At 70.3% G+C, this 11,657-nt stretch carries 9 protein-coding genes; 5 read left to right on the top strand and 4 right to left on the bottom strand.

From position 1 onward, the window contains the following. The first annotated feature begins 82 nt into the window (after positions 1 to 82). Positions 83 to 1,396 (top strand): dicarboxylate/amino acid:cation symporter, encoded by a 1,314-nt coding sequence (locus V6M45_RS00535; RefSeq protein ID WP_332653251.1) that lies wholly within the window; start codon positions 83 to 85, stop codon positions 1,394 to 1,396. 18 nt (positions 1,397 to 1,414) lie between these two features. On the opposite strand, the gene sseA is transcribed toward V6M45_RS00535, so the two are convergent. The 3 genes from sseA to V6M45_RS00520 are packed head-to-tail and all read right to left on the bottom strand — an operon-like array spanning position 1,415 to position 4,982. Beyond that, complete coding sequence (gene sseA / locus V6M45_RS00530) at positions 1,415 to 2,257, bottom strand: 3-mercaptopyruvate sulfurtransferase (protein ID WP_332653250.1); 843 nt, start codon at positions 2,255 to 2,257, stop codon at positions 1,415 to 1,417. A gap of 23 nt (positions 2,258 to 2,280) precedes the next feature. Then, positions 2,281 to 3,501, bottom strand: coding sequence for a class I SAM-dependent methyltransferase (locus tag V6M45_RS00525; RefSeq protein ID WP_442880506.1), 1,221 nt, complete (start codon positions 3,499 to 3,501; stop codon positions 2,281 to 2,283). Between the two features lie 32 nt (positions 3,502 to 3,533). Beyond that, entirely contained in the window at positions 3,534 to 4,982 is a 1,449-nt protein-coding gene (locus V6M45_RS00520) for a cryptochrome/photolyase family protein (RefSeq protein ID WP_332653248.1), read from the bottom strand. A gap of 111 nt (positions 4,983 to 5,093) precedes the next feature. Here V6M45_RS00520 and kdsA point away from each other — a divergent pair, with 111 nt between their 5' ends. From kdsA to V6M45_RS00500, 4 genes are read left to right on the top strand one after another with little or no spacing between them, the layout of a single operon-like run. Next, positions 5,094 to 5,957, top strand: a complete 864-nt coding sequence (gene kdsA / locus V6M45_RS00515) for a 3-deoxy-8-phosphooctulonate synthase (protein ID WP_332653247.1) — start codon at positions 5,094 to 5,096, stop codon at positions 5,955 to 5,957. Positions 5,958 to 5,975: 18 nt separating this feature from the next. Further along, positions 5,976 to 7,430, top strand: coding sequence for a D-glycero-beta-D-manno-heptose 1-phosphate adenylyltransferase (rfaE2, locus tag V6M45_RS00510; protein ID WP_332653245.1), 1,455 nt, complete (start codon positions 5,976 to 5,978; stop codon positions 7,428 to 7,430). Further along, a complete protein-coding gene (gene rfaD, locus V6M45_RS00505; protein ID WP_332653244.1) occupies positions 7,427 to 8,428 on the top strand; it encodes an ADP-glyceromanno-heptose 6-epimerase in 1,002 nt (333 codons plus the stop codon). The genes rfaE2 and rfaD overlap by 4 nt, the downstream gene beginning before the upstream one ends. Further along, positions 8,425 to 9,531: a DUF3089 domain-containing protein gene (locus V6M45_RS00500; protein ID WP_332653243.1), complete on the top strand. Its 1,107-nt coding sequence runs from the start codon at positions 8,425 to 8,427 to the stop codon at positions 9,529 to 9,531. Before rfaD ends, V6M45_RS00500 begins: the two co-directional genes overlap by 4 nt. Here the strand turns inward: V6M45_RS00500 and recG are convergent. Continuing rightward, positions 9,528 to 11,615, bottom strand: a complete 2,088-nt coding sequence (gene recG, locus V6M45_RS00495; RefSeq protein ID WP_332653242.1) for an ATP-dependent DNA helicase RecG — start codon at positions 11,613 to 11,615, stop codon at positions 9,528 to 9,530. The two genes, V6M45_RS00500 and recG, sit on opposite strands and share 4 nt — an antisense overlap. Positions 11,616 to 11,657 lie beyond the last annotated feature (42 nt).

Raw genomic sequence — 11,657 nt, 5'->3', positions numbered from 1 at the left:
CGCACAATGGCGCGCTCGGCCGGGCGGCCTGATCTACGCCCTGCCGCTCCGATAACGACATCGGCCGAGGCCGGGGGGATTTATGGACACGACCAAACGCGGCGGGATCCCGCTCTATCTGTGGATGTTGCTGGGCTTCGCGGTCGGCCTCGGCGGGGGGCTGTACGTCAACCTGACGGGGCAGGTGGTGATCCCCGAGGTGATGAGCCTGATCCAGGCGGTGGGGCAGATCTTCCTGCGCCTGCTGTTCATGCTGGTGTTGCCGCTGCTGTTCTCGGCGCTGGCGGTCGGCGTGGCCGAGATGGGCGATCTGAAGTCGCTGGGCCGGGTCGGCTACAAGACGCTGCTGTTCACCATTCTGGTCTCGGCCATCGCGGTCGGCATCGGCCTGGGCATGGTCAACTGGTTCCGGCCGGGCGACGGGGTCGATCCGCTCCTCGCCCAGCAACTGCTGGCCCAGGGCGCCGAGGGCGCCTCGGCCATCGTCGGCAATGCGCCCAAGACCATCGAGGCGGGTCAGTTCTTCCTCGACATGATCCCGTCCAACGTCTTCACCGCCGCGGCCGAGAACCAGATTCTGCCGGTCATGGTGTTCGCCCTGATCTTCGGCATCGGCATGGTGATGGCGAAGAGCCGCGCCACCGATCAGCTGCAGGAGACGCTGCAGGGCGTGTTCGAGGTGATGATGAAGCTCATCAACCTCGTCATCAAACTGGCCCCGATCGCCATCGCGGCCCTGATGTTCAACCTCGCCGCCGTGTTCGGCTGGGACCTGCTGGTGCGCCTCGGCGCCTATGCGGCCGTGGCCGTGGGGGCGATGGCGATCCACATGTTCGTCGTCTATCCGCTGCTGGTGTGGATCTTCGGCGGGATGAACCCGCTGAAGTTCGCCAACGGCATCCGCGAGCCGTTCGTGGTGGCCTTCTCGACCGCCTCGTCCAACGCCACCCTGCCGATCGCGATCAAGGCGGCCGAAGAGAAGCTGAAGCTGCCGAAACGCATCTCGCGCTTCGTCCTGACCGTCGGCGCCACCGCCAACCAGAACGGCACCGCCCTGTTCGAGGGGGTGACCGTGCTGTTCCTGGCCCAGTTCTTCGGCGTCGATCTGAACCTGCAGCAACAGCTGGTGGTGATGCTGGTGTGCATCCTCGGCGGCATCGGCACGGCGGGGGTTCCGGCCGGATCGCTGCCGGTCATCGCCCTGATTCTGACCATGGTCGGGGTGCCGGCCGAGGGCATCGGCCTGATCCTCGGCGTCGACCGCTTCCTCGACATGTGCCGCACCACGCTCAACGTCACCGGCGACCTCGTCGCCGCCACCGTGGTGTCGCGCGGCGAGAGCGACGAGGTGGTGCCGGCCGAGCTGCCCCTGCCGGCGGTCGCGCCGCCGAACTAGGCGGGTCAGGGCGCGCGTTCAGCCGGTCGCGACCTCGGTATCCTCGCGTCCGCCCCATTCGGCCCAGCTGCCGTCGTAGAGACGCGAACGTCGGCCGAGGACGGCGAGGCCGAGGCTGAGGATGGCGGCGGTGACGCCGGAGCCGCAGGTCGTCACGACCGGCCGGTCGAGGTCCACGCCGGCGTTCCGAAAGGCGGTCGCGAGCTCCGCCGCCGGCTTCATCGCACCCGTGTCGTCGAGGAGGGTCGGGAAGGGAAGGTTCAGGGCGCCGGGCATGTGACCGGACCGCAGCCCCGGACGAGGCTCGGGCGCGCGGCCCTCGAAGCGGTCCGCGGCGCGGGCGTCGAGGACCTGGGCCTCCCCCGCCAGCGCGGCGCGAACGGCGGCCAGATCGGCCACGGCCGCCCGGTCGAGACGGGCGTTGAACACCGCCGGGGCGACCGGAGCCGTCGGGCCAGACCCGGTCTCGCGCCCTTCGGCGCGCCATTTCGGCAGGCCGCCGTCGAGCACCTGCACCCGCGGCGCGCCCATGACGCGGAACATCCACCAGGCGCGGGCCGAGGAGCGGATGCCGACGGTGTCGTAGACGACAATGTGGTCGGTCTCGCTGAGACCAAGGCGACCCATCCGGGCGCTGAAGACCTCGGGCGACGGCAGCATATGCGGCAGGTCGCTGTCGGGATCGGAACTGGCGTCCAGATCGAAGAACACCGCGCCCGGCAGGCGGGCAGCTTCGAAATCCGGGCGCCCGTCGCGCCCGTCCAGATGCCAACTGGCGTCGACGAGGCGAAGCCCCGGCTCGTGCGCATCGAGGCGCACGGCGAGGTCGGCGGTCGAAATCAGCGGCGGAAGAGGGATCATGCGCCCAACCTAGCAGAGGCGGCTCAGCTCCGCGAAAGGCCCAGCTGGATCACGTCGGTGCGGGCGGAGCGGAAGCCGGCCTCGCAATAGGCGAGGTAGAAGCGCCACAGGCGGCGGAAGCGCTCGTCGAAACCTCCGATGCGGCGGATGTCCTCCCAGGCGGCCTGGAAGCGCTCGTCCCAGAGCCTCAGCGTCTCGGCATAGTCCTGACCGAACCGCTCCACGCCGCGCCAGTCCAGGCCGGCGGCGGCCACCACGGGCTGCAGTGCGGCCTCCGAGGGAAGCATGCCGCCGGGGAAGATGTATTTCTGGATGAAATCCGTGCGCTTGCGGTAGCCGGCGAAAACGGCGTCGTCGATGGTGATGATCTGCAGACCGGCCCGTCCGCCGGGCTTCAGGACTTCGTGGATCTTGCCGAAATAGGCGGGCCAGTATTCCTGACCGACCGCCTCGAACATTTCGATGGAGGCGACGCGATCGAAGCGGCCGGGCACGTCGCGGTAGTCGATCAGCTGGATGTCGGCCCTGTCTGACAGGCCCGCGGCGAACATCCGCCGGCGGGCGAAATCGAACTGTTCGCGCGAGATGGTGATGCCGGTGACGCGGGCGCCGACCTCCCGGGCCGCGAATTCGGCGAAGCCGCCCCAGCCGCAGCCGATCTCGAGCACCGAATGGCCGGCCTGAAGGTTCATCGAGCGGGCGAGAGCGGCGTATTTCTCTCGCTGGGCCGCCTCCAGCGTCATGCCGGCGCGGGTGAAGCGCGCCGAGGAATAGGTCATCGAGGGGTCGAGCCAGGCGGCGTAGAAGGCGTTGCCGATGTCATAGTGGGCGTGAATGTTCTTGCGCGACCCGGAACGGCTGTTGCGGTTCATCCGGTGTGACAGCCAGTGGAAGGCCTTCATTACCGGGTTGCCGCCCACCAGGCGTCGGATGTGCTCGCTGTTGTGAGCGAGGGCTTCGAGCAGGGCGGCCAGATGCGGCGTCTCCCACTCGCCGGCCATATAGCCCTCGGCGAAGCCGATATCCCCGGACGCGAGGACCCGGCCGGCGAAACGGTAGTCGCGAATGTCGAGAGTGGCGGAGGGACCGGGGCGGACGCCTTCCAGCAGATGGCTGGCGCCATTGGGCAGAAGCACGGTCAGGCGGCCGACGGTCCAGTTCGAGGCCAGCAGGCGCAACAGAAGGCCGAACCCGCGCGGCGTGCGGGCGACGGCCTCGGAGCGTTCGGCGGTGACCGACGTCATGCGGTCGAGGTTGGGTCCGACGGGGCGCCCCGTCAATCCCCGGTCGCCGGGAGGGCGCGGAGGGCCTGCAGGGCCCGGTCGCGGGCGGCGGCGTGATCGACGATCGGGGCGGGATAGCCGCCTCGGTCCAGACGCACCCCTGCGGCGCGAAGGACCTCGGCCGGGGCTGTCCACGGCGCGTGCAGCCAGCGGTCGGGCAGCCGGGCCAGCTCGGGGACCCAGCGGCGGACGTAACGGCCGTCGGCGTCGAATTTCTGACCCTGGGTGACCGGATTGAAGATACGGAACCAGGGCGAGGCGTCGGCCCCGGAGCCGGCCACCCACTGCCAGTTCTGCACATTGCTGGCGAGGTCGGCGTCGACCAGGGTGTCCCAGAACCACGCCTCGCCGGCGCGCCAGTCGATCAGCAGATCCTTCACGAGGAAGGACGCGACGATCATGCGCACGCGGTTGTGCATCCAGCCCGTGGTCCACAGCTGGCGCATGCCGGCGTCGATGATCGGATAGCCGGTGCGGCCGCGCTTCCAGGCCTCGAGGCCGTCGGGATCGTCGCGCCACGGCATGAGGTCGTACCCGGGCCGGAAGGCCGTATCGGTCATCTGCGGGAAATGGTGCAGCAGCTGGGCCGAGAAGTCCCGCCAGCCCAGTTCGGCGACGAACTTTTCCGCTTCGGCCGGCGCGACATGGCCGTTGGACGCGGCGCGGCGGGCCGTTTCGACCGCTCGCCATGGATGGATCTCGCCCCAGTGCAGATGGGGTGACAGGCGGCTGACCGACGGCTCGGCCGGGTGGTCGCGCCCCTTCGAGTAGGTCTTCAGCCCGCGCCCGACGAAGGCCGCGAGGGCTGTAGCGGCGCCGGCCTCGCCGGGGGTCCAGTCGAAGCCGCCCGCCCAGTCGGGCGTCGTGGGGCGAAGGGCCCAGTCGTCGAGGGAGCCGCTCGCCAGTCTGGAAACGGCCTCGACAGCGGCGGGCGCAGGCATGGGGGCCGGCGGGGCCGCGGCTTCCAGCAGGGCCTTGAGGAAGGGGGTGAAGACCCGATACGGCCCGCCCGAGCCTGTCCGAACCGCCCCCGGACGGGCCAGCAGCGCGCCGTTGTAGCCGTGGCATTCGACGCCGTCGGCCGTCAGGGCGTGGGCGATGTCTGCGTCGTGGAGGAAGGCGTCCGGTTCGAAGCGACGGTTCATGAACACGGTGTCGGCGCCGGTTTCCGCGATCAGCCGGCGCAGCTCCGCCTCCGAATCACCACGGCGGAGGACCAGTTGGGCGCCGCGCCGGCGCAGGTCGGCGTCGAGGGCGCGGAGCGAGCCGTCCAGCCACCAGCGCGAGGCGGCGCCGATGCGGCGGACGGCGGGGCCGTCGTCGAGGATGTAGACCGGAATCAGCGGGCGACCGGTCCGGACGGCGTGGTCGAGGGCCGGATTGTCCGCCAGCCGGAGGTCCTGACGGAACCAGACAATGACGGGGGCCGGTCTGGTGGTCATGCGGTCGGGCTCCGTGATAGCTTGCGGACCACGCTGTCCCACGCCACCTGATCTCCGCATAGGTGCGGCAAGGGCCGCGCGTCGCCAAGCCGCAATTCCGGGAACCCCGCCGTGTCCAAGCCGAACGCCGTCATCGACATCAAGGAGGGGCTGAAGCGCCCCGTCAGCATCGGCGGAGGCCAGCGTATCGTCTTCATCGCCGGCCCGTGCCAGCTGGAGAGCCGACAGCACGCGCTGGAAATGGCCCATGCGCTGAAGGAGATCGGCGAGCGGCTGAACGTCGGCGTCATCTACAAGACCAGCTTCGACAAGGCGAACCGGACCAGCGCCAACGCCGCGCGCGGCCTGGGCCTGGCCGGCTCGCTGCCGATCTTCGCCGAGATTCGCGAGAGCGTGGGCCTGCCGGTGCTGACGGACGTCCACACCGAGGCGCACTGCGCCGAGGCGGCCCAGGCCGTGGACGTTCTGCAGATCCCCGCCTTCTTGTGCCGTCAGACGGACCTGCTGCTGGCCGCGGCGGCGACCGGCAAGGTCATCAATATCAAGAAGGGCCAGTTCCTCGCCCCCTGGGACATGAAGAACGTCATCGCCAAGGTCGTCGGGGCCGGAAATCCCAACGTCATGGCCTGCGAGCGGGGCGTCAGCTTCGGCTACAACACCCTGGTCTCGGACATGCGGTCGCTGCCCATCCTGCGCGACATCGGCTGTCCCGTAGTGTTCGACGCGACCCATTCGGTGCAGCAGCCGGGCGGGCAGGGGACCTCCTCGGGCGGACAGCGCGAGTTCGTGCCGGTGCTGGCCCGGGCGGCGGTGGCCGTGGGCGTGGACGCTGTCTTCATGGAGACGCACCAGGACCCCGACAACGCGCCGTCGGACGGGCCCAACATGGTGCCGCTGGATCAGTTCGAGGCGCTGGCGGCCGACCTGATCGCCTATGACGACCTGACGAAGGCGCGGATGGCGAAGGCCGGCTGAATCCGTTAGTCGGGTTCCATGGCTGAACGGACTCTCGACCTCGGCGGACTACAGGCGCTGCTGGAGCGCGTGCGCGGGCTCAAGGTGGCCTGCGTCGGCGACCTGATGCTGGACCGCTATGTCTATGGCGAAGTCAGCCGGATTTCGCCCGAGGCGCCCATTCCCGTGCTGCAGATGCGCCGGACGACCTCGATGCCGGGCGGGGTCGGCAATGTGGCGCGCAATGTCGCCGCCCTGGGCGGACTGGCGCGGCTGGGGGCCGTGGCCGGCCGCGATCCGGCCGGGGACGAGCTGGCGGCGATCATCGCCGTCGAGCCGGGCATCGAGGACGCCGTCGAACGACGGCCGGGCGTGGCCACAATCGTCAAGACGCGGTTCGTCGCCGCGGGCCAGCAGCTGCTGCGCCTCGATGAGGAAACGGCGGCGCTTCTGGTCGATGAAACAGCCGCTTTTACCGGTGCTTCGGTCTATCTCCTGTCAGATTACGCAAAGGGCGTGGTCAGCGATCTGGTGATCGCCCAGGCCCTCGCTGCGGCCGAGGCGACGGGCGCGCCCGTGGTGGTCGACCCCAAGGGGCGTGACTTCGCCCGCTACGGAGCGGTCGATCTGATCAAGCCCAACGCCAGCGAGCTGGCGGCGGCCACCGGGCTGCCGGTCGAGACGGACGCCGAGGTCGAGGCCGCGCTGAAGGCCTTGCTGCACGCGACGACGGCCAGGGCCATCGTGGTCACCCGCGCCGGCAAGGGCATGAGCCTGATGCGGCGGGGCGAACCGGTCCGTCACTTCCCGGGCCGGGCGCGCGAGGTGTTCGATGTCTCCGGCGCCGGCGACACCGGGCTGGCGGCGCTGGGGCTGGCGCTCGGCGCGGGCGCATCGCTGGAGACGGCGGTCGAGTTCGCCATCCTCGCCTCGGGCGTGGTGGTCGGCAAGGCGGGGACGGCCGTGGTCACCCCGGCCGAACTGATCGACGCCGAGATGAGCCAGCACGCGGCCGGAGCCCACGCCAAGGTCATGCCGCTGGACGAACTGGCCCATGTGGTCGAGGGCTGGAAGCGGCAGGGCCTGAAGGTCGGGTTCACCAACGGCTGTTTCGACATCCTGCACCGCGGCCATGTCGCCTATCTGGCCCAGGCCCGGAGCTGGTGCGACCGGCTGATCGTGGCGCTGAACACCGACGCCTCGGTGCGGCGGCTGAAGGGCGAGGGGCGGCCGATCAACGATCTGGACAGCCGCGCCGTGGTGATCGGCGGCCTGGCGAGCGTCGACCGGGTCACCTCGTTCGAAGAGCCGACGCCGCTGGCGCTGATCGAACGGCTGCGGCCGGACGTGCTGATCAAGGGCGCGGACTACACCCGCGAGGGGGTGGTGGGCGGCGACCTGGTCGAAAGCTGGGGCGGGGAGGTGAGGCTGGCCACGTTCGAGGACGGCTATTCCACCACCCGGACGATCGAGAAGATGAAGGACGAGCGATGAGCCGGCGCATGATCGTGGTCACCGGCGGGGCCGGCTTCATCGGCTCCAACATCGTCGCCCGGCTGTGCGCCGGGGACCGGCGCGACGTGGTCGTCTGCGACCGGCTGGAAGACGCGGCGCTGGGCAAGTGGAAGAACCTCGCCAAACACCCGATCGCCGACTTCTGGCAGCCGGAGGAACTGTTCGAACAGCTGGAGCGGCACGCCGAACAGATCGAGGCCGTGGTGCACATGGGCGCGATCTCGTCGACCACGGAGGCCGACGCCGATCTGATCATCCGGACCAACTTCACCCTGTCGCGCGACATCTGGGACTGGTGCGCCCTCCGGGACGCGCGAATGATCTACGCCTCGTCGGCGGCCACCTATGGCGACGGAGAGCAGGGTTTTCAGGACGACGACAGTCCTGAGGGATTGGCGGCGCTTCGCCCGCTAAACGCCTACGGCTATTCGAAAATGCTGTTCGATCAGTACGCCGCGCGGCAGTCGGATCGGGGCCAGTCGCCGGGCCAGTGGGCGGGTCTGAAATTCTTCAACGTCTATGGCCCGAACGAGTACCACAAGGGCGGGATGAAGTCGGTCGTGGCGCAGATCTGGCCGAAGGTCCAGGCCGACGAGCCGGTGACCCTGTTCCGCTCGCACAATCCGGCCTACGCCGACGGCGGCCAGATGCGCGATTTCGTCTTCGTCGATGACGTGGTCGACATCGTCGACTGGCTGCTGGACACGCCGGCGGTGTCGGGCGTGTTCAACGCCGGGTCGGGTCAGGCCCGGTCCTTCCTCGACCTCGCCAACGCCGCCTTCGCCGCGGCCGGCAAGTCGCCCCGGGTCGAGTACGTCGACACGCCCGAGAGCATCCGGGACAAGTACCAGTATTTCACCGAGGCCCGGATGGAGCGCATCCGCGCCGCCGGCTTCGGGGGGCAGTCGACCCCGCTGGAGGAAGGCGTCCGGCGCTATGTGCAGGACTTCCTGGCCACGGCGGACCCGTATCGATGACGGGGCCGAAGCTGACCACCCGGCAATGGATCGGCTGGATCGGCTTCGCGCTGGTCTTCCTGTTCACGGCGGCGGTGGCGGTCTGGCGCGGGGACATCCTTAGGGCGGGGCTGGACCCGCAGGTTCCGTTCCAGACCTATCAGCCGCCGCCCGCGCCCGATTACCGGCGGCCCGAGGCCTGGGCCATGAGCGAGGTCCGGGCGCCCGATGCCGGCCCGGCCGCGGTCTTCTTCGTCCATTCGACCACCTATGACGGCGGTCGCGAATGGAACGGCCCGATCGGCGACGCCGAGGCCGACGCCTATCTGAGACGAGTGGTGCTGCCGAACTACGCCGGACCGTTCGCCCGGCTGGGGGCGGTCAGCGCGCCGCGCTACCGTCAGGGCAGTCTCTACACCCGGCTGACGCTGAGGGACGATGCGCGCGAGGCCCGGGCCTTCGCCTACCGGGACATCGCCGCGGCTTTTGACGCATGGATCGCCCGGCATCCGGAGGGGCCGATCGTGCTGGCCGGAGTCGAACAGGGCGGCGAACTGGTCGAGCGGCTGCTGCGCGAGCGGGTGTCCGGCGACGCGGCGCTGCGGGACCGGCTGGTCGCCGCCTATCTGATGGACGTGGTGACCCGCGCCGAGCGCCCGTCTCCGCTGATTCCGGCCTGCGAACGGCGAGACCAGGCAGGCTGCGTCGTAGGCTTCTCGCCCGTCGGCGAGGGCAATGACGGGGCCGCGCGGCGGCGGTTGAGGCGGGCGCTGGTCTGGGACGAGCGCGGCCGGCTGGTGGAACTGGGCGAGGACGAGGCCCTATGCGTCAATCCGGTGACGGGCTCGACCTCGACCGCGCCGACAGACGCACGTCTGAACCAGGGCGCAACCAATGCGACCGGTCTGGAGTGGGGCGCCCATCCGGCCCTGCTGGCGCGGGAGGTCGCCACCCAGTGCCGCGACGGCCTGCTGCGCCACACCGAGCCCGAGCGGGAGTCCTTCCGCCAGACAGGGGGTTGGGCGGACCGACGAAAATCGCGTCCTTACAACTTGTTCTACGGCGATATTGAAGCCGATGCGCAGAAGCGGCTGTCGGTCTGGACCGGGAGGTCCGCGGGCTAGTCCACGCCCGGCCGATCATTACGCCAGTCGAACAGGGCTTCCAGCACCTGCACGGCCTGGCCCCGGGGCGAGATCAGGTCCGGGTCGCGCCCCAGCACCAGCCGGGCGTCGTCCGCCGCGGCGAGCATCAGCTCACGATGGCGGATGGGGTCGGCGAAGCGGTAGGCCGGGAAACCGCTCTGCTTCAGACCAAGCGGGTCGCCGCCGCCGCGCAGGCGGAAGTCCTCCTCGGCGATCTCGAAGCCGTCTTCGGTGCGGCGCAGGGTCTCCAGCCGGACACGCGCCGTCTCGCCGAGACCATCGTCGCCGCCGCCGTAAAGCAGCAGACAGGTGCTGGCGGCGGTTCCGCGCCCGACCCGGCCTCGCAGCTGATGCAACTGGGCGAGGCCGAAGCGATCGGCGTGCTCGATGACCATGATCGAGGCGTTGGGCACATCCACGCCGACCTCCACGACCGTGGTGGCCACCAGCAGCGGCGTCCGGCCATCGGCGAAGTCGGCCATCACCGCCTCGCGCTCGGCGCCCGGCATCTGACCGTGGGCGAGGCCGACCTCGACGCCCATGATCCGGCGCAGATCGGCGGCGCGGGCCTCGGCGGCGGCGAGGTCCGAGGCCTCGCTCTCGGCCACCAGCGGGCAGATCCAGTAGGCCTGGGCCCCGCTGTCGAGCGCGGCCCTCAGGCGTTTCGCGACCTCGCCGATGCGGGCCAGCGGCACCACGGCGGTCGTCACCGGCGTCCGGCCGGGCGGCTTTTCGGTCAGGCGCGACACCTCCAGTTCGCCGTACTGGGTCAGTTCGAGGGTGCGGGGAATCGGCGTGGCCGACATGGTCAGCAGGTGGACCCCGCCGGTGCGCGGATCGCCCTTGGCCTGCAGCCGCTGCCGTTCGTTGACGCCGAAGCGGTGCTGTTCGTCGATCACCGCCAGCGCCAGCCGGTCGAAACGAACGGCGTCCTGGAACAGGGCGTGAGTGCCGATGGCGACGCGGGCTTCGCCGGAAGCGAGGGCGGCCAGCCGGGTGCGGCGCTCGGCCGGGGTGTCGCGGCCGGTGAGCAGGATGGTCGGGACGCCGGCGGACTGCAGCATGGGGGCAAGCCGCTGCCAGTGCTGGCGGGCGAGGATTTCCGTCGGGGCCATCAGGGCGGCCTGGAAGCCGGACGCCGCCGCGTCCGCCAGCGCCAGGGCGGCGACGGCGGTCTTGCCGGAGCCGACGTCGCCCTGCAGCAGCCGGCCCATCTGTTCGCCCGAGGCGAGATCGCGCCGGATCTCGGCAAGGGCCTGCACCTGGGCGCCGGTCAGGTCGAAGGGCAGGGCCTCAAGGATGCGATCGGACGGCTCGCCGGGGGCGATGACCGGCGCCGGGGTGATCTGGCGGGCCCGGCGGCGGCGGGCGAGAGCCAGCTGGTGCGCCAGAAGCTCGTCATAGGCCAGACGCTGGCGGACCGGAGCGTCGGGCAGGAGGTCGGGTTCGGCAGCGGGCGCGTGCAGGGCCGCGAGCGAGGCGCGCCAGCCGGGCCAGCGCCGTTTGGCCAGCCAGGCCGGGTCCTGCCATTCCGGCAGCTCCGGCGCGTGTTCGAGGGCGGACTGGACCAGTTTGCGGATGACGCGCGAGCTCAGGCCCTGGGTGGCCGGGTAGACCGGTTCGACGGCGGCGATGTCGGCGGCCTGGGCCGGGGTGAAGATGTCCGGGTGGACGATCTGCACCTCGTTGTTGAAGCGCTCGACCTTGCCCGAGACCAGCCGCCGCTCGCCCTTGGGCAGCAAGCGGTCGATGTGCTGGGCCGAGCCGCCAAACCAGATCAGATGGACAAAGCCCTCGGCGTCCGAGGCCCGGACCTTGATCGGGGCGCCGGGTTTGCCAGGCACGATGAGGCGGTCGACGATCACCTCGAACAGGCCGATCTGGCCCTCGACCGCGGTCGTCGAGGTCATCGGCCGGCGCACGATCAGGCCCGAGGGCGACAGGAACAGCAGGTCGCGGACCAGCGGGCCGGCCAGTTTCTGGACCAGAGGCAGCACCTTGGGCCCCACGCCCTTCAGGGTGGAGACCTCGGCGAACAGGGGAAAGAGACTCGGCGGCCGCATCGGCGACAGCATAGCTGGCGAAAGCGCGTCTGGAACGCTATC

Source organism: Brevundimonas sp., assembly GCF_036676055.1.
GTDB lineage: Bacteria > Pseudomonadota > Alphaproteobacteria > Caulobacterales > Caulobacteraceae > Brevundimonas.
The sequence above is the reverse complement of the archived record's forward strand: the minus strand, read 5'-3'. Positions and strand labels throughout refer to the sequence as shown.

What these genes read in the sequence shown, in the direction of transcription:
- V6M45_RS00535 (WP_332653251.1), top strand. Translation starts at nt 83, where the DNA reads ATGGACACGACCAAACGCGGCGGGATCCCGCTCTATCTGTGGATGTTG.
- sseA (WP_332653250.1), bottom strand. Translation starts at nt 2,257, where the DNA reads ATGATCCCTCTTCCGCCGCTGATTTCGACCGCCGACCTCGCCGTGCGC.
- V6M45_RS00525 (WP_442880506.1), bottom strand. Translation starts at nt 3,501, where the DNA reads ATGACGTCGGTCACCGCCGAACGCTCCGAGGCCGTCGCCCGCACGCCG.
- V6M45_RS00520 (WP_332653248.1), bottom strand. Translation starts at nt 4,982, where the DNA reads ATGACCACCAGACCGGCCCCCGTCATTGTCTGGTTCCGTCAGGACCTC.
- rfaE2 (WP_332653245.1), top strand. Translation starts at nt 5,976, where the DNA reads ATGGCTGAACGGACTCTCGACCTCGGCGGACTACAGGCGCTGCTGGAG.
- rfaD (WP_332653244.1), top strand. Translation starts at nt 7,427, where the DNA reads ATGAGCCGGCGCATGATCGTGGTCACCGGCGGGGCCGGCTTCATCGGC.
- V6M45_RS00500 (WP_332653243.1), top strand. Translation starts at nt 8,425, where the DNA reads ATGACGGGGCCGAAGCTGACCACCCGGCAATGGATCGGCTGGATCGGC.
- recG (WP_332653242.1), bottom strand. Translation starts at nt 11,615, where the DNA reads ATGCGGCCGCCGAGTCTCTTTCCCCTGTTCGCCGAGGTCTCCACCCTG.